General features: G+C 68.0%; 21 protein-coding genes and 1 tRNA gene. 10 read left to right on the top strand and 12 right to left on the bottom strand.

What is annotated here, in order from left to right; translation table 11 throughout:
• Nucleotides 1-45: 45 nt before the first annotated feature.
• Nucleotides 46-1,251, bottom strand: coding sequence for an enoyl-ACP reductase FabV (fabV, locus tag IHD13_RS08895; RefSeq protein ID WP_195860685.1), 1,206 nt, complete (start codon nt 1,249-1,251; stop codon nt 46-48).
• Between the two features lie 175 nt (nt 1,252-1,426).
• On the opposite strand from fabV, the gene IHD13_RS08890 reads away from it, so the two are divergent.
• A complete protein-coding gene (locus tag IHD13_RS08890) occupies nt 1,427-1,834 on the top strand; it encodes a DUF7079 family protein (RefSeq protein ID WP_195860684.1) in 408 nt (135 codons plus the stop codon).
• On the opposite strand, the gene IHD13_RS08885 is transcribed toward IHD13_RS08890, so the two are convergent.
• The 5 genes from IHD13_RS08885 to IHD13_RS08865 form a co-directional block, all read right to left on the bottom strand.
• Complete coding sequence (locus tag IHD13_RS08885; protein WP_195860711.1) at nt 1,831-2,328, bottom strand: glutathione peroxidase; 498 nt, start codon at nt 2,326-2,328, stop codon at nt 1,831-1,833. The genes IHD13_RS08890 and IHD13_RS08885 overlap by 4 nt on opposite strands.
• Before the next feature lie 237 nt (nt 2,329-2,565).
• Entirely contained in the window at nt 2,566-4,629 is a 2,064-nt protein-coding gene (locus IHD13_RS08880; protein ID WP_195860683.1) for a DUF3488 and transglutaminase-like domain-containing protein, read from the bottom strand.
• A gap of 22 nt (nt 4,630-4,651) precedes the next feature.
• A complete protein-coding gene (locus tag IHD13_RS08875) occupies nt 4,652-5,587 on the bottom strand; it encodes a DUF58 domain-containing protein (protein ID WP_195860682.1) in 936 nt (311 codons plus the stop codon).
• A 2-nt stretch (nt 5,588-5,589) separates the two neighbouring features.
• Nucleotides 5,590-6,528, bottom strand: coding sequence for an AAA family ATPase (locus IHD13_RS08870; protein ID WP_195860681.1), 939 nt, complete (start codon nt 6,526-6,528; stop codon nt 5,590-5,592).
• Nucleotides 6,525-7,073, bottom strand: a complete 549-nt coding sequence (locus IHD13_RS08865; protein ID WP_195860680.1) for an NUDIX hydrolase — start codon at nt 7,071-7,073, stop codon at nt 6,525-6,527. Before IHD13_RS08865 ends, IHD13_RS08870 begins: the two co-directional genes overlap by 4 nt.
• A gap of 128 nt (nt 7,074-7,201) precedes the next feature.
• Between IHD13_RS08865 and IHD13_RS08860 the strand changes: the two genes are divergently transcribed.
• Nucleotides 7,202-8,851: an acyl-CoA dehydrogenase family protein gene (locus IHD13_RS08860; protein WP_195860679.1), complete on the top strand. Its 1,650-nt coding sequence runs from the start codon at nt 7,202-7,204 to the stop codon at nt 8,849-8,851.
• Nucleotides 8,852-8,927: 76 nt separating this feature from the next.
• Complete coding sequence (locus IHD13_RS08855) at nt 8,928-9,425, top strand: copper chaperone PCu(A)C (protein WP_195860678.1); 498 nt, start codon at nt 8,928-8,930, stop codon at nt 9,423-9,425.
• A gap of 12 nt (nt 9,426-9,437) precedes the next feature.
• Here IHD13_RS08855 and IHD13_RS08850 read toward each other — a convergent pair whose 3' ends face one another.
• The 4 genes from IHD13_RS08850 to IHD13_RS08835 all read right to left on the bottom strand — a co-directional run bounded on the left by IHD13_RS08850 (nt 9,438) and on the right by IHD13_RS08835 (nt 12,308).
• On the bottom strand, nt 9,438-10,619 hold the full coding sequence (locus IHD13_RS08850) for an EAL domain-containing response regulator (RefSeq protein WP_195860677.1): 1,182 nt from the start codon (nt 10,617-10,619) through the stop codon (nt 9,438-9,440).
• Between the two features lie 255 nt (nt 10,620-10,874).
• Complete coding sequence (locus IHD13_RS08845) at nt 10,875-11,489, bottom strand: LysE family translocator (protein WP_195860676.1); 615 nt, start codon at nt 11,487-11,489, stop codon at nt 10,875-10,877.
• A gap of 88 nt (nt 11,490-11,577) precedes the next feature.
• Nucleotides 11,578-11,991: a nucleoside diphosphate kinase regulator gene (gene rnk / locus IHD13_RS08840; RefSeq protein ID WP_195860675.1), complete on the bottom strand. Its 414-nt coding sequence runs from the start codon at nt 11,989-11,991 to the stop codon at nt 11,578-11,580.
• A 155-nt stretch (nt 11,992-12,146) separates the two neighbouring features.
• A complete protein-coding gene (locus IHD13_RS08835) occupies nt 12,147-12,308 on the bottom strand; it encodes a hypothetical protein (protein ID WP_195860674.1) in 162 nt (53 codons plus the stop codon).
• A gap of 369 nt (nt 12,309-12,677) precedes the next feature.
• Between IHD13_RS08835 and IHD13_RS08830 the strand changes: the two genes are divergently transcribed.
• The gene (locus IHD13_RS08830) at nt 12,678-12,872 is read left to right on the top strand and encodes a hypothetical protein (protein WP_195860673.1); all 195 of its coding nucleotides are present in this window, start codon (nt 12,678-12,680) and stop codon (nt 12,870-12,872) included.
• A complete protein-coding gene (locus IHD13_RS08825; protein ID WP_230086218.1) occupies nt 12,862-13,482 on the top strand; it encodes a hypothetical protein in 621 nt (206 codons plus the stop codon). The genes IHD13_RS08830 and IHD13_RS08825 overlap by 11 nt, the downstream gene beginning before the upstream one ends.
• A 249-nt stretch (nt 13,483-13,731) precedes the next feature.
• On the opposite strand, the gene IHD13_RS08820 is transcribed toward IHD13_RS08825, so the two are convergent.
• Nucleotides 13,732-13,818, bottom strand: a tRNA-Leu gene (locus tag IHD13_RS08820).
• A gap of 162 nt (nt 13,819-13,980) precedes the next feature.
• Between IHD13_RS08820 and queA the strand changes: the two genes are divergently transcribed.
• The 5 genes from queA to secF all read left to right on the top strand — a co-directional run bounded on the left by queA (nt 13,981) and on the right by secF (nt 19,452).
• On the top strand, nt 13,981-15,012 hold the full coding sequence (queA, locus tag IHD13_RS08815; RefSeq protein ID WP_195860672.1) for a tRNA preQ1(34) S-adenosylmethionine ribosyltransferase-isomerase QueA: 1,032 nt from the start codon (nt 13,981-13,983) through the stop codon (nt 15,010-15,012).
• 46 nt (nt 15,013-15,058) lie between these two features.
• Nucleotides 15,059-16,177: a tRNA guanosine(34) transglycosylase Tgt gene (gene tgt, locus IHD13_RS08810; protein WP_195860709.1), complete on the top strand. Its 1,119-nt coding sequence runs from the start codon at nt 15,059-15,061 to the stop codon at nt 16,175-16,177.
• Between the two features lie 79 nt (nt 16,178-16,256).
• Nucleotides 16,257-16,586: a preprotein translocase subunit YajC gene (yajC, locus tag IHD13_RS08805; protein ID WP_195860671.1), complete on the top strand. Its 330-nt coding sequence runs from the start codon at nt 16,257-16,259 to the stop codon at nt 16,584-16,586.
• An 82-nt stretch (nt 16,587-16,668) separates the two neighbouring features.
• Nucleotides 16,669-18,519 (top strand): protein translocase subunit SecD, encoded by a 1,851-nt coding sequence (gene secD, locus IHD13_RS08800; protein WP_195860670.1) that lies wholly within the window; start codon nt 16,669-16,671, stop codon nt 18,517-18,519.
• A 9-nt stretch (nt 18,520-18,528) separates the two neighbouring features.
• Nucleotides 18,529-19,452 (top strand): protein translocase subunit SecF, encoded by a 924-nt coding sequence (secF, locus tag IHD13_RS08795; protein ID WP_195860669.1) that lies wholly within the window; start codon nt 18,529-18,531, stop codon nt 19,450-19,452.
• Nucleotides 19,453-19,535: 83 nt separating this feature from the next.
• Here the strand turns inward: secF and IHD13_RS08790 are convergent, their stop codons facing one another.
• Nucleotides 19,536-20,330 (bottom strand): inositol monophosphatase family protein, encoded by a 795-nt coding sequence (locus tag IHD13_RS08790; RefSeq protein ID WP_195860668.1) that lies wholly within the window; start codon nt 20,328-20,330, stop codon nt 19,536-19,538.
• Nucleotides 20,331-20,476: the final 146 nt, after the last annotated feature.

Here is a 20,476-nt window from a genome sequence, read left to right as displayed (position 1 = left end):
AGCCTCCGCGCCAGTTGCACTTGCCGACCGGCGCCGAGGCGCTGGTCAGACGCTGATCACATCGAATTCCGCCACCGGATCGACGTCGGCCTCATAATCCACGTCGTCGCGCTCGAAGCCGAAGAGCTTCAGGAATTCATGCTTATACCCAGCATAGTCGGTAATCTCGAAGAGATTCTCGGTGGTCACCTGGGGCCAGAGCGCCTTGCAGGCCTGCTGGACGTCGTCGCGCAGCTCCCAGTCGTCGAGGCGCAGGCGCCCCGCCTCGTCGGTGGTCATGTCGCCGCCCTGTCCCGCATAGAGGCGTTCACCGAACAGGCGGTTGAGCTGCTCGATGGTGCCCTCGTGGAGGCCCTGGGCCTTCATCACCTGGTAGACCATGGCGATATACAGCGGCATCACCGGGATGGCGGCGCTGGCCTGGGTGACCACCGACTTGAGCACCGCCACGTTGGCGCCGCCACCGGAGGCGGCCAGGCGACGGTCGATCTCGCCGGCGGCGCGATCCAGGTCCTCCTTGGCCTTGCCCAGCGCCCCGTGCCAGTAGATCGGCCAGGTGATCTCGGTGCCGATATAGCTGAAGGCCACGCTGCGGGCCCCCGGGGCCAGCACGCCGGCCTTGTCCAGGGCGTCGATCCACAGCTCCCAGTCCTCGCCGCCCATCACGGTGATGGTGTCCTCGATCTCCTCCTGGGTGGCGGGCTCCACCTCGGCCTCGATGATGGCGTCCTTGTTGGTGTCGATGGCGGTGGCGCGGTAGGTCTCGCCGATCGGCTTGAGGCTGGAGCGTTTGAGCTCGCCGCTGTCGGGCAGCTTGCGCACCGGCGAGGCCAGGGAGTAGACCACCAGGTCGACCTGGCCGAGGTCTTCCTTGATCAGCTCGATGGCCTTGGCCCGGACCTCATGGGAGAAGGCGTCGCCGTTGATCGCCTTGCTGTAGAGGCCCTCGGCCTTGGCGAACTTGTCGAAGGCGGCGGAGTTGTACCAGCCGGCGGTGCCGGGCTTCTTCTCGGTACCGGGCTTCTCGAAGAACACCCCCAGGGTGTCGGCGCCATAGCCGAAGGCCGCGGTGATGCGGGCCGCCAGGCCGTAGCCGCTGGAGGCGCCGATCACCAGCACCTTCTTGGGACCGGCGGCCTTATCGAGGCCCCGGGCGCGGGTTGCCTCGATCTGCTCGAGCACGTTCTGCTCGCAGCCGACGGGATGGGTGGTGGTGCAGATAAAACCGCGAACCTTGGGTTTGATGATCACGACTGACCTCGACTTCTTGCTGTTCGATCCTTCGCGGCCGTCTGCCGGCCACGCCGAGTGGTGCCGACATTCTACCGACTCGCCGCCGGGCTGTCCGCCCTTGAGAGCGGCGGCCAGATGAACGAAGATGCCGGCAAGGCGCCCGACGGGCGCACCGTTTAGCAGGTACGTCAGGATGGATATCAACACACTGGTCGAGGAGCGCCGCGAACTCTGGTTGACGCTGGCGCCGCTGTGGCTCGATCGGGAGCCCGGCGAGCGGGACTATGCCCGCATGGTGGGAGTGATCCAGCGTAGCGGCCTCACCTTCAAGCAGCTGGAGTGGATCTTCCGCCTGGAGCTGGCGCCGGTGCTGTCGCGGCATCAGATGTCGGTGGCCGGGGAGTGGCGCGCCTTCAACGAGGAGCGGCTATTGCGTCAACTGGTGGCCCACAACCGCCGCCTGATCGGCTGGCGACGCCAATGCTGGGCGCTCTTCTCGGGGCTGACCACCATGATGACCCGCCACCGCTGGCAGGAGCTGATGATGCGGGTGCAGCTGGCTCAGGACGAGGCGGCACTGGACGCCGAGCGGGCCGACTAGCCGGTGGTAAAGGGGCTCTCCAGGGCCCGCTCCAGGGCGGGGCGAATCACCCGTTGGCCGTCCCGGGGCGCGAAGCGCGCCAGCACCCGGCCGTCGCGGCCCACCAGGAACTTGGTGAAGTTCCACTTGATCAGGGTGCTGCCCAGCATCCCCGGCGCCTGACGCCGCAACTCGAGAAACAGCGGATGGGCCCCGGGGCCATTGACCTTGACCTTCTCCATCAGCGGGAAGGTGACCCGGTACTCCCGGGCACAGAAGGCGCAGAAGTCACGGGCCGACTCCGGCGACTGGCGAGCGAACTGGTTGCAGGGAAAGCCCAGCACCATCAGGCCCTGATCGTGATAGCGCCGATAGAGGGCCTCCAGCTCCTCGAGCTGGGGCGTGTAGCCACAGCGACTGGCCACGTTGGTGATCAACAGCACCTGGCCGCGCAGGGCGCGCAGGTTGAAGGGTTCGCCGAGGTGGGTATGGCAATCGATATCGTAGAGCGACATGCCGCAGGCCCGCTGTTCAAGAGATTCCAAGATGCCATGTCACCGCAGGGGATGCCACCCTTGCCCAGAGATCTCGGCCTTCTTACCCTGTTGAGTCCCGGGGCTATCCTGGGGACAGACCGTCGCGGGGCGCTGTGAACCCCTCCCTGGGCGCTACTTTTGCCTTCCCTGGCAAAAAACCCCCGCTCCGCCCTGCCCCCAGCGCCCCTCTTTCATGCCTGAATTTAAGCAATCGAGCTAGCGGCGTGGCCACTGGTGCCTAATACGCCGACAAGCCCCGGCCAGCTGCTCCCGGCGCTGACGGCGCTCCGCCTCGCTCAATCGCGCATAGGCCAGGCGTTCGTAGGCCCGGGCCGCCTCGTCCAGGGGAGCCGGCGCCAGCCCCAGGGCCGCCACCCGGCGCAGATGGGCCGCCGGCGATTCGCCGGGATGCGCCCCCTGGCCACGCCGTGCCAGCCAGGCCTGCAGGCGGCGTATCAGCAAGGCTTCATGATGGCGCGCCCGCCAGCGCGGCCAGCCCCGGCGCAGCGCCAGGGCAATACCCCCGCTTAGCCCCACCAGCAGCACCAACAGCAGTGGGCCACGCAGGCCCGAGGTGAAACGGGCCCAGGCCTCGCCCCACCACTGCTGCAGCCGGGCCAGCACGGCCTCCCGGCGCTGCTGCTGATAGCCCACCACCCCGCGCTGCCATCGGTACTCCAGGCGCTCCCACTCCAGGCGCATTTGATTGAGCCAGTTCACCTCCCGCAGCCGCAGCGGCGAGAAGGGCGCATTGGCCAGGTAGGCCTGGTCGGCGTCATTCACCGCCTGGGGCCCCTCCTCGATGCGCTCCGGGGCGATGGCGGCGGTGGGGTCGAGGCGCCGCCAGGCACCGTCGATCCACACCTCGGTCCAGGCATGGGCGTCGTAGTCACGCACCGTGTAGTACCCGTCGGGGTGACGCTCGCCGCCCAGGAAACCCACCACGATTCGCGCCGGAATCCCCACCGCCCGGGCCATCACCGCGGTGGCGGAGGCGTAGTGGGTGCAGTAGCCGGCCCGGGACTCGAAGAGGAACTCATCGACCCGGTCGCGGCCGGTGAGCCGCGGCGGGGCCAGGGTATAGCGGAAGGGGGCCTCGCCGAAGCGCGCCATCAGCGCCGCCAGATAGGCCTGGGGATCGCCGTCCGCCGCTTGCCACAGCTGCCGGGCCAGACGCTGGCTGCGCGGGTTGGTGCCCTCGGGCAGCCGGGTGTACCAGGCCGGCCCCGCGGGGTCGGCATGGCTCGGGGCCTCGCCGCTGCTGGCCAGGCGCAGCAGGCTGCGCCCGGCCAGGGGCTCCAGCCCTTCCAGGGTGCCATCGGGGAGGTAACGCTGGCGCACGTCGCTGGCCAGGGGCGTCCCTAGCGAGGGGCGCCAGGGGCGGCTATCCGGCTCCAGCAGCAGCTCGGTGCGAAAACGCGTCGGTGCGCCTTCGGCGAAGGGCGAGCGGGTGGCCGCCACCGCCAGGCTCTCCTCCGTCCGGCCCAGGGACTGGGCCAGCTCCGCCGGGGTCAACCGCGACCAGCGCTCGCCATCGAAGCGCGACAGGGTATAGACCCGCCAATAACGCTCGTCGGGGCGCGGCTCGCGCCCCTCGAAGCGCACCCGGAAGGCGCGGGCGGCACTGCGCGAGAGCTCGGCGATATCACCGGGGGCGATCTCCTCGGTGAGGCCGGTGGCGGCGCGCTCCGTCTGCGGCATGCTCCATAGCGGTCCGAGGCGCGGGAAGCCCAGGAAGAGCACCACCATCAGCGGCAGCGACAGTCCCGCCAGCCACAGGGTCTCGCGCCAGCGGCTCGCGGGCTGGGCGGCCCCGGCCAGGCCCACCAGGGACTGCAGCAGCCAGACCGACGCCACCAGGGCCCCCAGAGTCATCAGCACCCCCTGGTCATGGAGGAAAGCCACCGTCATGGCCACGAAGCCGATGCAGATCACCACCCGGGCATCGCGACGATTGTGGGTCTCCAGCAGCTTGAGCAGGTAGATGCCCAGCAGCACGCCGATCAGGCTATCCATGCCATGCAGGCTGCCGAACTCCACCCAGAGCGCCGCCAGCACGCCGACCACCGCGGTCAGGCGCAGCAGGATACTGGCCCGGGGCACCCGGTCACGCAGCTGCAGGTAGCGCCAGCTGGCGGCGGCCAGGGCCACCCCCAGCAGCCAGGGCGGCATCCAGGCCAGGTGCAGGGCCACCACCAGACACTGGCCGATAAACAGCTGACGCAGCATGGCCGCCGACAGGGAGCGGCCATCCGCCAGCACCACCGGGGCCGCGCTCATGGGAGTACCTCTGGAGCCGCGCTCATGGGGTCACCTCCGGGGTCTGTCCCCATAGGGCCAGGGCGCGCAGGGCGCGACGGCGCTGGGCATCGCCGCCGTCCGGGGCCAGGGTCACCCCGGGCAGGCGCAGGCCATAGGCATCGCCGGCCCGGTGATGGGCCAGCACCCGGGCACATAGCCAGGCGAGGCGACGCTCGGGGTCCCCCGGCGCCTCGTCATAATCGAGCCACAGCACCCGCCGCGGTGGCCGGCTGAACTGCTTGGTGGCCAGCATGCCGGTGCGGCTCCACTGCTTCCAGGCCAGTCGGGACGGGTTATCGCCGGGCACATAGCGGCGCAAGCCGCTGAAGTCGCGCTCCTCCTGCCCCTCCCCTTCGTCCCGAGTGGCGCGGGACGCCTCGTCCAGGGGGGCCGGATAGACCAGCAGCGGGTCGCCGGGCACCACCCAGGCCAGTACCCGCACCAGCCCCAGGGGCCAGTCGCTGTGCAGGCGCAACAGCGGCAAGGGCTGCCAGCCGCGGTGCGCCGCCGGCAGGGTCAGTTGGGCCTGGCCCTCGCCGTGCTCGATCACACAGGTCACCGGGTCGCCCCCCAGGCGCAGCTGGATGCCCTGGCGGGGTCGGGGCGCCTGGAGATGCACCCCCAGGCGCGCCTCGCCTCCGGCGAAGACCTCCTGGGGTGGGCGCAGGGTGACGCGGATGCCGTGCAGGTTACGCCAGCCCCGCCACAGCGCCACCAGGGCGATGGCGAAGAGCCAGAAGGCGAGGCCGTAGGCGAGGTTGTTCTGGTAGTTGATACCGAACAGCAGCAGCACCAGTACCAAAGCGGCCCAGCCCAGGCCGAAGGCGGTGGGCAGCAGGAAGAGGCGGCGCTGATGCAGCGGCTGCCCCTGGCGGGTGGCCAGGCGATGCCGCCAGCGCTGCCGCCAGCCCCCCCGGGAGGCCATATCCCGCGCCATGGCTAGCCCAGCACCGGTACCGCGGTGAGCAGCTGCCAGGCCAGGCCCTCGCCCTCCTCCCGGCGCGCCTCACTGAAGCGGTGGCCCACCACCGGCACCCAGACCGCCTGGACGTCCTCCGGCAGCACATGATCGCGCCCCTCCAGCAGGGCCCAGCCGCGGGCCGCGTGGAGCAGCGCCAGCACGCCCCGGGTGGAGAGCCCCCAGGGCAGCTCGGCGTGCTCGCGGCTGGCCTTGGCCAGGGCCTGCACATAGTCGAGCAGGTTATCGGAGGCGTGGACCTCGGTGACCCGCGCCTGCCAGCCGCGCAGGGTCTCGGCGTCGAGCAGGGCGGCGAGTTCATCGAGACGCCCCCGCCCCGCCTCGCCCTTGAGGATCTCGCGTTCCGCCCTGGCATCCGGATAGCCCAGGGAGAGGCGCATCAGGAAGCGATCCAGTTGCGACTCCGGCAGCGGGAAGGTGCCCGACTGCTCCTGGGGATTCTGGGTGGCGATGACGAAGAACGGATCCGGCAGGGCACGGGTCTCGCCTTCGATGGTGACCTGGCCCTCCTCCATGGCCTCGAGCAGGGCGCTCTGGGTCTTGGGGGTGGCGCGGTTGATCTCGTCGGCCAGTACCAGGCCGTGGAAGATGGGGCCGGGATGGAAGCGGAAGCTGGCATCCCGGGGGTCGAACACCGAGACCCCCAGGACATCCGCCGGCAGCAGGTCGCTGGTGAACTGGATGCGCTGCATCGCCAGGCCGGTGACCCGGGCCAGGGCCTGGGCCAGGGTGGTCTTGCCCAGCCCCGGCAGGTCCTCGATCAGCAGGTGCCCCCGGCACAGCAGGCAGCAGAGCGCCAGGCGCACCTCCCGGGGCTTGCCGCGCACCACCCGAGACAGGGCCTCGACCACCCGGGCCAGGCGCGCCTCGCTCAGTGGCGGCGGCAGGGGGCGATTCATGCGGGCGACTCCAGCCAGCCACGGCACCGCAACGCCTCGATGGCGCAGCGGGTGTCCGGGGTCACCGAGTCCAGGGCCAGGGCCTCGCCCAGGGGCAGCCAGAAGGCCTCCGCCACCTCCTCCGCCTGGAGGATCAGGGGGCCGTCGTAGTGCACCAGGAAGAGGCTGCCGAAGATATGGTGCCCGCCTTCCACGTAGCGGAAGCCGCCACAGGCGCGCAGCGGCACGCCGCGGATGCCCAGCTCCTCGGCGAGCTCGCGGCGGGCGGCGACATGCTCCGCCTCGCCGGCCCCCACCACGCCCCCGGCGGCCAGGTCCAGGTGACCGGGAAAGACCTCCTTGGTCAGGGTACGGCGCTGCACGCAGAGCTCGCCCCGGGCATTGCGCACCACCACATAGGTGGCCCGGTGCCAGAAGCGGAAGCGTCGCATCAGTGCCCGGGGGGCGCTGCCACAGGGGCGATTACGGGCATCTACCAGTTGAATGGACTCATCGGCGATCACCGGCTCGGGCAGGGCCAGGGTCGAAGCGATATCGGCGGTCATCGGACTCTCCTGTGGATCTCCCCTCAGCCTACTCAGTCCCCGTCCATAGGGCCAGAACGCGACCGCGAGTTTGACCGCACCGCTGGCGCCTGCCCATGCTCAAGGCATGCCTTCTCGGGAGACTCCCCATGCGCGATTTTTCGCCCCGCGAGACCCTGGCCAGCCATCGGGTCGAGAATCAGCCGCCCCCGGACGACGACCGGGACGCCTTCGCCGACGACCTGCCGCTGCGCGAGACCCTGAGCCGCGAGGCCCCGGCCTGGGTCGCCGAGCGCCTGGCGCCACTGGGCCAGGCAGTAGGCAGCCGCGAGGTACAGGCCTGGGGCGAGGAGGCCAACCGCCACCCGCCGGAGCTGCGCCTCTTCGACCGCCACGGGCGACGCCTGGACGAGGTGCGCTACCCGCCGGCCTATCATCGGCTGATGGCGCTGGCCTGCCGCGGCGGCTGGCACGCCGTGGCCTGGCGGGAAGAGGGTCGCGGCGGCCATCAGGCCCATGTGGCGGCCCTCTATCTGCTGACCCAGGCGGAACCGGGCTTCTGCTGCCCGATCACCATGACCCATGCCGCCCTGCCCGCCCTGCGCCAAGCCCCCGAGGTCCTCGCCGAGTGGCAGCCCAAGCTGCTGGCCCATGACTACGATGGCCGCGCCCTGCCCCTGGCCGACAAGGCCGCCGCCACCCTGGGCATGGCGATGACCGAGAAGCAGGGCGGCAGCGACGTGCGCGCCAACACCACCCGGGCCGAGCGCGACGGCGACGGCTACCGCCTCACCGGCCACAAGTGGTTCTGCAGCGCCCCCATGTCCGACGGCTTCCTGACCCTGGCCCAGCAGAGCGAGGGCCTGAGCTGCTTCCTGGTGCCCCGCTTCACCCTCGATGGTGCGCGCAATGCCATCGAACTGCAGCGCCTCAAGGAGAAGTGCGGGAATCGCGCCAATGCCTCGGCGGAGATCGAGTACCGGGGCGCCTGGGCCCTGCCGGTGGGCGACCCGGGCCGCGGCATCGCCACCATCCTCGAGATGGTCCAGCAGACCCGCCTCGATGCCGCCATCGCCCCGGTGGGCATGATGCGCCAGGCCCTGGTGTGTGCCTGGCAGCATGCCTGCAACCGTCACGCCTTCGGCCAGCGCCTGGCGGAGCAGCCGCTGATGCGCGCGGTGATCGCCGACCTGGCCCTGGAGGTGGAGGCCGGGGTGGTGCTCGGCCTGCGCGCCGCCCGGGCCTTCGACGCCGCCGCCGGCGACGCCGAGGAGGCAGCCCTGGCGCGGCTGCTGCCGACCCTGGCCAAGTACTGGCATAACCGCCGCGGCCCCGGCTTCATGGCCGAGGCCATGGAGTGCCTGGGCGGCATCGGCTATGTGGAGGAGTCGCCCCTGGCCAGGCTCTACCGGGAGGCGCCGGTCAACTCCATCTGGGAGGGGTCCGGCAACGTGATCTGCCTGGACCTGCTGCGGGTCATGACCCGCCACCCCCGGAGCCTGGAGGCGCTGCTCGCCCTGCTGGCCAAGGCCAGGGGCCGGCAGGGCGACTATGATCGCGCCCTCGAGGAGATCCATCGGGCACTGGCCGGCCCCGCCGAGGCACTGGAGCCCCGGGCCCGCTGGCTGACCCAACGCCTGGCCCAGGCCACCCAGGCGGCGCTGCTGCTGACCCAGGGCCCACCGGCAGTGGCCGAGGGCTTCTGTCGCAGCCGCCTGGGCGAGGCCAGCCCCGCCTACGGCTGCCTGCCCGCCGACCTGGCCCTGGCGCCGATCCTCGACCGACTGCCCCTCCCCTGAGTGCGACAAAGCGTCACCTTGGCTGAGTGCCGGCCACGACTAAGCTAAACGCCTCGCTAAACGACAAGGATGCATCATGTTCGCAGTTTCGCTTCGCCGCCTCGCCCTCGCCGCCGGCCTGGCCGCCGTTGCCCTGCCGGCCCTGGCCCACGACTTCCACCACGACGACCTGCGCATCGCCCACCCCTTCGCCACCCCCACCCCGCCGGGGGCGCCGAATGGCGCCGCCTACCTGGATATCGGTGTCGAGGGGGAGCGCCCGGCGCGGCTGATCGGCGCCAGTAGCCCGGTCAGCGAGGTGGTGGAACTGCACGACATGACCATGGAGGACGACCGCATGGTGATGCGCAAGCTCGAGGCCTTCGAGATCGCGCCCGGCGAGACCCTGACCATGCGTCCCGGCGGCGGCAAGCACCTCATGCTGATCAATCTGGAGGCGCCCCTCAGCGTGGGCCAGCGCTTCCCGTTGACCCTGGAGTTCGCCGAGCGCGATAGCGTCGAGGTCGAGGTCTGGGTGGAAGAGGCCGCGGTGGGCAGCGAGGCCGCGGATGCGCATCACCACCATCACCACTGAGCCGTAACGGCCTTACCCCGCACGGCGGGTCAACAGGCCCGCCAGGGCTGCCGCCGGCATGGGCGGAGCCAGGGCATAGCCCTGGGCGTGGGTACAGCCATAGCGGGCCAGGGCTTCCAGGGTGCCAAGGGATTCCACTCCCTCCGCCACCACCCGGATGCCCAGGCGCCGTCCCAGCAGGGCCACCGCCTCGACGATGGCGGCATCCAGGGGCTCCTCCTGGAGGTGGCTGACGAAGCTGCGATCCAGCTTCAGCTCGCTGACCGGCAGCATCTGTAGCCGGGCCAGGGAGGAGAACCCCACCCCGAAGTCATCGATGGCCAGCTCCAGGCCGTGCAGGTGCAGCCGCGCCGCCACCTCGCCCCCCAGCAGCTCGTCGTCCATGGCCGCGGTCTCGGTCACCTCGAGCACCAGGGGCGGCGCCTTGGCCAGGCCGGCGCGAAGCTCCTCCATCATCAGCAGCAGCTCCTCGCTCATCAGCTCCTCGGGGGTCACGTTCACCGAGATGCTGTCGAGCCCCTGCAGGGCCGGCCAGAGTACCGCGTCGGCCATCACCCCCATCAGCATGCAGCGAGTCAGGCGGCGGTACTGCTCGGGCGCCATGGCACCCAGGAACTGTCCCGGCACCAGGAGGCCTCGCCGGGGATGCCGCCAGCGCACCAGGGCCTCGACGCCGCTGATGCGCTGACCGGCCAGCTCCAGCTGGGGCTGGTAGTAGACCAGGAACTCGCCCTGGGTCAGGGCTCGCTCGATCTCTTCACCGATACGCGGAGCGACTCCCGCCTCCGTCCGACAGCGCTTTCGGGGCAAGGGGTGCAGGCCATCGAGACGCTGGCGCAGCTCCGCCAGGCGAAAGGCCTTGGGCAGGGAATCGAGCATCAGCAGCCCCAGGGTGCGACCGACCCGCTCGGCGATGCGTACCACCTTGCGCTCGACGCCGCTGAGCAGCAGCACGGCGCCCACATAGCCGAGCCTGGCCAGGTCGCGCAGCACGGCGATGCCGTCGATGCGTCCCGGCTCCAGGGCCAGCACCACCAGTTGCGGACGGCGCCGATCCAGCTCCTCCAGCAGGCGCTGGCGGCTCCGATAGTAGCGGGCACGAATACCCAGGGTATGCAGCTGCAGGGAGAGGGAGGCGGCCACGTCCTGGTCGCTGTCCAGCACCGCCGCCTCGTTGGGATGCGTCGACGTCATGCCCTTCTCTCCCGGGATAGGCTCGCTATATCAGCCTAAGCCTAACAGGGGCGGGCCGGAGTGCCAGGCGGGGCGTCAACGCGGGGTGGCGCTAGCAGTCTGTCGGACTTAACGCTAATCGGCTGCGAATCCCGGACTTTCGGCCAACTTCATTCGATCCATTTCGTTAAATAGCCCGCTATTCGCCTCAATCGATCGATAAATTTGACTCGAAACCCGTGGTTCTCGTGACGATCGGTCAAACCCGACAGACTGCTAGAGGGGCCCCCAGATCACGCGTATCGCCAGGCCCAGCAGCAGCACTCCGGTAAGGCGGTGAATCCAGTGAGCCCGGGCCTGCAACCAGGGCAGCACCCGGCCATGGGAGAGGCCCACCGCCACCAGGGCGTACCAGCCACCGTCGATGATCATGGCGGTGGCGACGATCAGCGCCTTGGCCGCTACCGACATCTCGGGGCTGACGAACTGGCTCAGCAGGGCCACGAAGAAGAGGATCAGCTTGGGGTTGCCCAGGGCCACCAACAGCCCCTCCCGGGCCGCCTGGCGCGGCGTGGTGGCCACGCCTTCGGCGGCCAGGGCGGCGCCGCGCCCGGCGCGCAGCGCCTTGATGCCCAACCAGGCCAGGTAGGCCGCCCCCAGCCAGGTGATCGCCTGGAACAGCGCCGGCTGGCGGGCCACCAGGGCGCCCAGGCCCCAGACGGTGAGCAGCGCATAGAACCCCACCCCCAGGGCATGGCTGATGGCGGCGGTCACTCCCGGGGCACGGCCGCCGCCCAGGGTATGGCGCAGCACCAGGGCCAGGCTGGGCCCCGGCGAGACCGCCCCCATGGCGCAGACCGCCGCCAATGACAACCACAGTGACAATGGCATCCTGCCCTCTCCTCCCTCGAATTATTGACGCGAACGCGGTACTCCAAGCCTACCAAGACCGGGGCTGGCGCGCCCTCCCCCGCCAGGCTCAGCGATGGAACTGCCCCTCGCGCTCCGGCTGCCAGAAGATGGCATCGATACGCAGCTTGATCTCGCTGCCGTCCGGCAGCGGCCAGTCGATGATATCGCCGATACGCAGGCCCAGCAGGGCCGCGCCGATGGGCGCCATCACCGAGAGGCCATCCTCGGTGGCGGCCAGGGCATGAGGATAGACCAGGGTACGAATCATCTGCTTGTTGCGGTTCAGGTCGGTGAACTGCACCTGGCTATTCATGCTGACCACATCCTCGGGGATATCCTCCGGGTCGATGACTTCGCCCCGGGTCAGCTCCTCCTCCAGGGACTCGGCCACCGGCAGGTCCTTGTCGCTGGCGGCATCGATCAGCCGCTGCAGGCGCTCGGCATCGAGACGGTTGATGATAATGGCGGGACGTGACGACATGGTGCCTCCTACAGGCCGGTCAACGCTCTATGGACGAAAAACCGACCGTCCAACGAAAACAGCCCTCCGCCCGCAAGCGGGCGAAGGACTGTGAATTCAGCGCATCATAAGCCTTTGCGAGGGGCTTTGACAGCCCCTCCGATAGCCGGACGCCCTCAGCGGGACTCCCCGTCGCGGGGGCGCGTCATACGCACCACGGCACCCAGCGCGATCAGCACCGCCCCCACGAAGCCCACCGGATTCCAGGCCCACCAGCCGACTACCAGCAGCACCACGCCCAGGCCGATCAGCAACCCGGCGAAGGTCTTGACTCCCATGGGTACCTCCCCTGCCCGATGAATTCACGGCACTAGGCCGCCAACGGGAACCAGCATGACTCAGGGGAAGGCGGAAACCAACCGCGAAACGGGCTGGCCGGGTCGAGAATACGCCTAGGTACCGAGCCATCCACAGAGTAATGGTCGGCGACGACTATCAGCATGGAGGTGCCGCGCCCTGCCACTCTTGTCACCCCTTCAGGAGACGTGAAGCGCCAGGGCGTGGAAATGAATACTGGTCGCCTTGATTACGGCATCATCGGTATGAGAACTCAACTGGAGGTTGAAGATTTGCTATCGCATAATGCATAGCACATCCGCCTGTGATCTTTGTCCGGCACAGCGATAGAGATTTCGAGGAGTCGAAGCATGCGTATTCACGTCCAGACCAGCCGCACGATCCAGACGGTAGGCTCTGTGATGGAAATTTGGCCCACTGGCAACTACATCGAGCACATGCCGAAAGGTACGCCGCAACAGCGTATCGGCCAGCACTGGCAAAATACCGGCAATCATTTGCGTAAGGCTCTCAAAGGGTACGAGAAGCTAAGTCATGAGGAATGAGAGCCAGAAACCACAGGGCACCGAACCGGAATCCGGTACAAAGGCTAGCGAAGCCTCCGGAAGGGATCCGGAGGCACAGGCAGTCGAGGAGTACCTTGAGCCCGAAGCAGATGCCGATGCTCTGGTTCAAGGGTTGAAGAGTGGGCAACTGACTCCCAGCCAGCAAGAAGCCCTGGCTGACATGCTGGTAGAGGACGAGCCACCTCACCAGATGCTGGCATTTCGGCAGCAGCAGACCATGTACAGCGGCCCTCTGCCCCATGCCGAGCAGTTCAACGCCTATGACGAGCCGACTCGCAAGGTCATCTTGCAGATGGCCGTGGATGACCAGAAGCATACCCATGACATGCAGAAAGCCGGACTGAATGGCGCTATCGAGAAGGACAAGCGGGGTCAGCGCTACGGCCTGACGATTGCACTTTCTGGCCTCCTGGCCGCAGCCATCATTGCACCTTTCAGCCCTTGGGTAGCCGGCATCATCGGGGCTTTGGATCTGTTTGGCATGGTCGCCCTGTTTGTTGCCCCTCGTGTGCTAGAAGGACTAGCAGCTAGGCAGCAAGCGACGAAAGGCGCCCAGCCAGCTTCTGAAGACGACAAGAATACCGACTAGCCTCGCCACGGCGGGAGTTCAGATTGCTGACAAAGTCCTGGCCCTTCGGCCAGGGCTTTTTGTCATTAGCGCATCTTGATCACCATCATCCGGCTAGGTGACAACTACGCTGACAGCTAGGAAGGAGCATCAATTTGCAGCCAGGCTGCCACGCCCGAATGCAGCCATCTGCGGCTCAACCGCGACCACGCACTAAAAACAGGGAGGGGGTAAACGCAAACAGCCGCTCGTAAGCGACTGTTTTTCAAGTGGTACCGGTGGTCGGACTCGAACCGACAAGGGCTTGCACCCGGCGGATTTTGAATCCGCTGCGTCTACCAATTCCGCCACACCGGCAACGGCGTGGCATTATACGCAGCGGGCCGGGCAGGTCAATCGAGAATGCGCCGGACGGCCTGACTTGCCGGTCAGGACAGGGTATCCTAGGGCGCGTTTTTTCCGGGCGCCCGGCGCCCGAGTCTCACTCCCTGCCACCGAGCCGAACGAGCCCGAACCGCCATGCAGCGCGCCGACTTTCACTATGAGCTCCCCGAGGAGCTGATCGCCCGTTATCCCTCCGAGCAGCGCAGCGACTGTCGTCTGTTGTGCGTGGATGGTGACAGCGGCGAGCTGGCCCATCGCCGTTTCCCCGACCTGCTCGAGCTGCTGGTTCCCGGCGACCTGCTGGTGTTCAACGACACCCGGGTAATCCCCGCCCGCCTGCATGGCCACAAGGCCAGCGGCGGCAAGGTGGAGATGCTGCTGGAGCGGCCCCTGGACGCCCATCGCGGCCTGGCCCATCTGCGCGCCAGCAAGTCTCCCAAGCCGGGCACCGAGCTGCATTTCGAGGGCGGCATCCGGGCGGTGGTGGAGGGGCGTCGCGAGGCGCTGTTCGAGCTGCGCTTCCTCGGCGAGACGCCGATGATCGAGCTGCTCGAGCGCCACGGCCATATGCCGCTGCCGCCCTATATCACCCGCGATGACGAACTCAGCGACCGCGACCGTTACCAGACCGTCTATGCCCGCCGCGACGGTGCCGTGGCCGCCCCCACCGCGGGGCTGCACTTCGATGAGCCGTTGCTCGAGCGCCTCGCCGCCAAGGGCGTGGAGAGCGCCTTCGTCACCCTGCACGTGGGCGCCGGTACCTTCCAGCCGGTGCGCGCCGACGATATCCGCGAGCACCAGATGCACAGCGAGTGGGTGGAGGTGAGCGAGGCGGTCTGCGAGCAGGTGCGTGCCGCCAAGGCCGCCGGCCGCCGGGTGATCGCCGTGGGCACCACCAGCGTACGCTGCCTGGAGAGCGCCAGCGCCGGCGGCGAGATCGCCCCGCTGCAGGGCGACACCGATATCTTCATCTATCCCGGCTATGAGTGGCGCTGCGTGGACGGCCTGATCACCAACTTCCACCTGCCGGAGTCGACCCTGCTGATGCTGGTCTCCTCCTTCGCCGGCTATGACAGCGTGATGGCGGCCTACCGGGAGGCGGTGCACGAGCGCTACGCCTTCTTCAGCTACGGCGATGCGATGTTCCTGACTCGCCGAAGCGCCTGAGCTCCCTTGCCTTTATGTAGAGATTCCCATGCGTAACGACTGCTTCATGACCTTCGAGCACCTGGCCAGCGATGGCCGGGCGCGGCGTGGCCGCCTGACCTTCCCCCGCGGCACCGTGGAGACCCCGGCCTTTATGCCGGTGGGCACCTACGGTACCGTCAAGGGCATGACCCCGGCCTCGGTGAAGGAGATCGGTGCCGAGATCATCCTCGGCAACACCTTCCATCTCTGGCTGCGCCCCGGCACCGAGGTGATCGAGGCCCACGGCGACCTCCACGATTTCGCCCAGTGGGACAAGCCGATCCTCACCGACTCCGGCGGCTTCCAGGTCTTCTCCCTGGGCGAGATGCGCAAGATCACCGAGGAGGGCGTGCACTTCCGCTCGCCGGTGGATGGCGCCAAGGTCTTCATGGGTCCCGAGGAGTCCATGGCGGTGCAGCGCTCCCTGGGTTCCGACGTGGTGATGATCTTCGACGAGTGCACCCCCTACCCGGCCACCGAGCGGGAGGCCGAGCTCTCCATGGAGCGTTCCCTGCGCTGGGCCAAGCGTTCCCGGGAGGCCCATGGCGACTCCCCCTCGGCGCTGTTCGGGATCATCCAGGGCGGCATGTACCCGGCGCTGCGCCGCCGCTCCCTGGACAGCCTGCTGGAGATCGGCTTCGATGGCCTGGCCATCGGCGGCCTCTCGGTGGGCGAACCCAAGGAAGAGATGATCAAGGTCCTCGACTACCTGCCCACCTGGATGCCGGAGGACAAGCCCCGCTACCTGATGGGCGTGGGCAAGCCGGAGGATCTGGTCGAGGGAGTGCGCCGCGGCGTCGACATGTTCGACTGCGTGATGCCCACCCGCAACGCCCGCAACGGCCACCTCTTCACCTTCGAGGGCACGGTCAAGATCCGCAATGCCAAGCATCGCCACGACACTCGCCCCCTGGAAGAGGACTGCGACTGCTACACCTGCCAGAACTTCTCCCGGGCCTACCTGCACCACCTGGATCGCTGCGGCGAGATGCTCGGTTCAATGCTCAATACGATCCATAACTTGCGCCACTATCAGCGCCTGATGGCCGGTTTGCGCGGGGCTATCGAAGCGGGTACATTGGCGAACTTCGTGGAAGACTACTATGCGCGCCGGGGGCTGCCGGTTCCCGAGGCTCCGCAATAACCCGGCGGCGCAGTTTGCCCCCCGCCGCGGGAACTCCCCGCGGCATACGATTTCCAACCTGTCCAGGAGACACTAACCCATGCTGGATTTCCTCATCGCTCCGGCCCATGCCGAAGGTGGCGCCGCCGCGGGTGGCGGTATCGCCCAGATCGTGATGCTGGTCGGCTTCGTGCTGATCTTCTACTTCCTGCTGTGGCGCCCCCAGGCCAAGCGGGCCAAACAGCACAAGCAGCTGATCGGCGGCCTCTCCAAGGGTGACGAGATCGTCATCGGTGGCGGCCTGGTGGGTCGTATCACCAAGGTGAACGACGAGTTCATCAGCATGGAAGTCGCCGACGGTACCGAGGTCAATGTACAGAAGAACGCCGTTGCGGCGGTGCTGCCCAAGGGCACCATCAAGTCCATCTGATCCTCGACCGCCCGGCCACGCCGGGCGGTTTCCCCCGCCCGGCATCCGCCATTTCTTGCGTTAGCAACAAGGCAGGGCTTGCATGCTCAACCGTTACCCCCTGTGGAAGTATCTCCTTATACTTCTGGTTCTACTCGTCGGCCTGATCTACGCCCTTCCCAACCTCTATCCGGAAGACCCCGCCGTTCAGATCAGCAGCTCCCGCAGCGATATCGCCCTCGACGAGCGTCACCTGTCCCGCATCGAACGCGCCCTGGAAGAGGCCGGCATCGCCGTCAAGGCCAGCGAGCAGAGCGGCGACACCACCCTGATTCGCCTGCTGCACGCCGATGACCAGCTACCGGCCCGGGAGATCATCTCCGGCCTGGTGGATGACGACCAGGTGGTGGCCATCAACCTGGCCGAGTCGACCCCCGCCTGGCTCTCCAGCCTGGCCGCCTCCCCCATGACCCTGGGCCTGGACCTGCGCGGCGGCGTGCACTTCCTCCTCGAGGTGGACATGGACGCGGCCCTGACCCAGCGCCTCGAGGTCAACGCCAGCGCCATGCGCGAGCTGCTGCGCGGCGAGCGCATCCGCTACCGCGGCACCGAGATCGAGGGACGCACCCTGACCCTGTCGTTCATCAACGACGAGGATCGCGACACCGCCCGCCGGCTGATCAGCCGCGAGTTCCGCGACTTCGACTACGAGAACGTCGGCAACGGTCGTGGTGCGGCCCTGGCCATGAGCCTCACCGACCAGGCGGTCAACGAGATCCAGGACTACGCCGTCAACCAGAACCTCACCACCCTGCGTAACCGGGTGGACGAGCTGGGGGTGGCCGAGCCCATGGTGCAGCGCCAGGGCCCCAACCGCATCGTGGTGGAGCTGCCCGGCGTGCAGGATACCGCCGCCGCCAAGCGGGTGGTGGGTGCCACCGCCAACCTGGAGTTCCGCCTCGAGGCGCGCCCGGACACCCCGGACGCCGAGACCGAGCGTTTCAGCTTCCGCAACGATCCTTCGCGCAGCGCCGACCTGATGCGCGACGTCATCATCACCGGTGACAGCGTCTCCAGCGCCAGCCGCAGCTTCGACGAGAACGGCCGCCCCCAGGTCAATATCAACCTGGACGGCACCGGCGGCACCCTGATGAACCGCGCCACCCGCACCAATATCGGCCGCAACATGGCGGTGCTCTTCATCGAGCACAAGACCCGTGACCGGGTGGTGCTGGAAGATGGCGAAGAGGTGGTGGTCCGCGATCCCTACACCGAACGCGGCCTGATCAGCCTGGCGACCATCCAGAGCGCACTGGGCAACAGCTTCCGCATCACCGGCCTCGACTCCCCCACCGAGGCGGCGGAACTGGCCCTGCTGCTGCGCTCCGGCTCCCTGGCGGCGCCCATCTACTTCGTCCAGGAACGCACCATCGGGCCGAGCCTGGGGCAGGACAACATCGACCGCGGGGTGATGTCGGTGATGATCGGCCTGCTGCTGGTGGTGCTGTTCATGCTGATCCGCTACAAGGTGTTCGGCATCATTGCCAACCTGGCCCTGGCCATCAACCTGATGCTGCTGGTGGCCGCCATGTCGCTGCTCGGCGCCACCCTGACCCTGCCCGGCATCGCCGGTATCGTGCTGACCCTGGGCATGGCGGTGGATGCCAACGTGCTGATCTTCGAGCGCATACGCGAGGAGCTACGGGGCGGACTCTCGGTGCAGCAAGCGATCCATGCCGGCTACGAGCGCGCCTTCACCTCGATCATCGATGCCAATATCACCACCCTGCTGGTGGCGGTGATCCTGTTCTCCATCGGCACCGGCCCGGTCAAGGGCTTCGCGGTGACCCTGTCGCTGGGGATCATGACCTCGATGTTCACGGCCCTGCTGGTGACCCGCGCCATGGTCAACCTGACTCATGGCGGCAAGCCGCTGAAGACGCTCCGGATCTAAGAGGTGAGCATGAAAACCCTAGTCAATCGACAGTTCGACTTCATGGGCAAGCGCCGGATCGCCTTCGCGATCTCCGGTGTCATGCTGCTGGTGTCGATCGCCTCGCTGCTCTTCCAGCAGCTCAACCTGGGCCTCGACTTCACCGGCGGCACCCTGGTGGAGGTGCGCTATGCCACCGCCCCGGCCCTGGATGCGGTGCGCCAGACCCTGGAGGCCGCCGGCTTCCGGGACGTCTCGGTGCAGACCTTCGGCGCCTCCACCGAGATCCTGATCCGCCTGCAGCAGGCCTTCGACCCCAACGTGGGCGATCAGGTGGTGGCCCTGCTCCGCGAGGGCGGCGTCGGCGTCGACCTGGTGCGTGCCGAGTTCGTCGGCGCCCAGGTCGGCGAGCAGCTGCGCGATCAGTCCGGCCTGGGCCTGCTGGTGGCGCTGGGCATCGTGATGCTCTACGTGGCCTTCCGCTTCCAGTACAAGTTCGCCATCGGCGCCCTGCTGGCATTGATGCACGACGTCATCATCGTGGTCGGCGTCTTCTCGCTGTTCCAGTTCGACTTCGATCTGACCGTGCTGGCGGCCCTGCTGGCGGTGATCGGCTACTCGCTGAACGATACCATCGTGGTCTACGACCGCATCCGCGAGACGATCCGCACCTCACGGATCGACGACATGCCGGCGATCTTCAACGAAGCGATCAACCTGACCCTGTCCCGCACGCTGGCGACCTCCGGTACCACCCTGCTGGTGCTGATGGCGCTGCTGCTGCTGGGCGGCGACATGATCCACTACTTCTCGATCGCCCTGATCCTCGGCGTGGTGGTGGGGACCTTCTCCTCCATCTACGTGGCCGCGGCCCTGCTGCTGGCGGTGAAGCTCAACCGCGAGGACCTGATCCCGGCCAAGAAGGAAGACCCGGAAGCGGAAGAGCTGCCCTAGCCTCGCTGGACGCTGGCAAGCAGCCCAAACGAAACCGCCCCCATGGCATGGCCATGGGGGCGGTTTTTCTTTCAGCTTCAGGCTTAGAAGTGCGGCTTGAGCTGCTGCATCAGCGCCTTGAAGAGGCGCGGGTTGGCGGCCATCAGCTGCCCCTCGGTGGGCACGCTGGGGGCGCCGTCCAGGGAACCGATCAGCGCCCCGGCCTCCTTGAGCAGCAGGCTGCCGGCCAGCTTGTCCTGCTCCTCCAGGCCCAGCACAAAGACCATATCGGCACGCCCGGCGGCCAGCTCGGCCATGTCCAGCAGGCCGCTGCCGGTGGCCAGCTGCACTTCCACCTGGGGCCCCAGGCGCTGGGCCAGGGTCAGGTAGGCGGGGAAGTGACGGGTGCGCTGCCACAGCTCGGGCAGGCCCAGGGCCAGGCGGCTGCCCTCGATAGCGGCGGCCTTGGGCACGCGGATACGCTTGCCATTGTGCTGGGCACCCCGACCGCGGCTGGCCAGGTATTCATCATCGCTGAAGGGACAGATCACGATGGCATGCTCCGGGCGCCCCTTGTGCAGGCACACCAGGGAGAGCGCGAAACCGCGGCCGGCCACGCTGAGGTTGGAGTAGCCGTGGAAGGGCTCGATCTGCCAGTGGTAGTCCCGACCCTCGCCCTGCCCCTCGCGGTGCGGGGTGTAGCGGCCGGCCACGCCATGCTCGGGATAGCCCCGGGCGAGCTGGCGGGTGATCAGGGTCTCGGCATTGCGGGCGGTATCTTCCAGCAGCCGGTCGAGGCTGTGTTCTTCATGGGCGTTCTCGATACGCTCACGGATACGCAGAAACTGTTCGGCGGCGCTACGGGCGGCGCGCAGGCCGAATTGGACCATCGGATGCATGATCGGGCCTTGAGGAGTCGGTGACTGTTAAAGAACGGACGCAGGGCGTCGACAGAGGACGGCGCGAATCCTAGCAGATCGCCGCCGCTTGCGCCACGCACATGACGCCTTTCGGCATGCTAGACTCTGCTCCCTTGGATTCAGCA

The sequence above is a fragment of the Halomonas sp. 328 genome (assembly GCF_015645095.1).
GTDB lineage: Bacteria > Pseudomonadota > Gammaproteobacteria > Pseudomonadales > Halomonadaceae > Bisbaumannia.
The sequence above is the reverse complement of the archived record's forward strand: the minus strand, read 5'-3'. Positions and strand labels throughout refer to the sequence as shown.

What these genes read in the sequence shown, in the direction of transcription:
- IHD13_RS08890 (WP_195860684.1), top strand. Translation starts at nt 1,427, where the DNA reads ATGGATATCAACACACTGGTCGAGGAGCGCCGCGAACTCTGGTTGACG.
- IHD13_RS08885 (WP_195860711.1), bottom strand. Translation starts at nt 2,328, where the DNA reads ATGTCGCTCTACGATATCGATTGCCATACCCACCTCGGCGAACCCTTC.
- IHD13_RS08880 (WP_195860683.1), bottom strand. Translation starts at nt 4,629, where the DNA reads ATGAGCGCGGCCCCGGTGGTGCTGGCGGATGGCCGCTCCCTGTCGGCG.
- IHD13_RS08875 (WP_195860682.1), bottom strand. Translation starts at nt 5,587, where the DNA reads ATGGCGCGGGATATGGCCTCCCGGGGGGGCTGGCGGCAGCGCTGGCGG.
- IHD13_RS08870 (WP_195860681.1), bottom strand. Translation starts at nt 6,528, where the DNA reads ATGAATCGCCCCCTGCCGCCGCCACTGAGCGAGGCGCGCCTGGCCCGG.
- IHD13_RS08865 (WP_195860680.1), bottom strand. Translation starts at nt 7,073, where the DNA reads ATGACCGCCGATATCGCTTCGACCCTGGCCCTGCCCGAGCCGGTGATC.
- IHD13_RS08860 (WP_195860679.1), top strand. Translation starts at nt 7,202, where the DNA reads ATGCGCGATTTTTCGCCCCGCGAGACCCTGGCCAGCCATCGGGTCGAG.
- IHD13_RS08855 (WP_195860678.1), top strand. Translation starts at nt 8,928, where the DNA reads ATGTTCGCAGTTTCGCTTCGCCGCCTCGCCCTCGCCGCCGGCCTGGCC.
- IHD13_RS08850 (WP_195860677.1), bottom strand. Translation starts at nt 10,619, where the DNA reads ATGACGTCGACGCATCCCAACGAGGCGGCGGTGCTGGACAGCGACCAG.
- IHD13_RS08845 (WP_195860676.1), bottom strand. Translation starts at nt 11,489, where the DNA reads ATGCCATTGTCACTGTGGTTGTCATTGGCGGCGGTCTGCGCCATGGGG.
- rnk (WP_195860675.1), bottom strand. Translation starts at nt 11,991, where the DNA reads ATGTCGTCACGTCCCGCCATTATCATCAACCGTCTCGATGCCGAGCGC.
- IHD13_RS08835 (WP_195860674.1), bottom strand. Translation starts at nt 12,308, where the DNA reads ATGGGAGTCAAGACCTTCGCCGGGTTGCTGATCGGCCTGGGCGTGGTG.
- IHD13_RS08830 (WP_195860673.1), top strand. Translation starts at nt 12,678, where the DNA reads ATGCGTATTCACGTCCAGACCAGCCGCACGATCCAGACGGTAGGCTCT.
- IHD13_RS08825 (WP_230086218.1), top strand. Translation starts at nt 12,862, where the DNA reads ATGAGGAATGAGAGCCAGAAACCACAGGGCACCGAACCGGAATCCGGT.
- queA (WP_195860672.1), top strand. Translation starts at nt 13,981, where the DNA reads ATGCAGCGCGCCGACTTTCACTATGAGCTCCCCGAGGAGCTGATCGCC.
- tgt (WP_195860709.1), top strand. Translation starts at nt 15,059, where the DNA reads ATGACCTTCGAGCACCTGGCCAGCGATGGCCGGGCGCGGCGTGGCCGC.
- yajC (WP_195860671.1), top strand. Translation starts at nt 16,257, where the DNA reads ATGCTGGATTTCCTCATCGCTCCGGCCCATGCCGAAGGTGGCGCCGCC.
- secD (WP_195860670.1), top strand. Translation starts at nt 16,669, where the DNA reads ATGCTCAACCGTTACCCCCTGTGGAAGTATCTCCTTATACTTCTGGTT.
- secF (WP_195860669.1), top strand. Translation starts at nt 18,529, where the DNA reads ATGAAAACCCTAGTCAATCGACAGTTCGACTTCATGGGCAAGCGCCGG.
- IHD13_RS08790 (WP_195860668.1), bottom strand. Translation starts at nt 20,330, where the DNA reads ATGCATCCGATGGTCCAATTCGGCCTGCGCGCCGCCCGTAGCGCCGCC.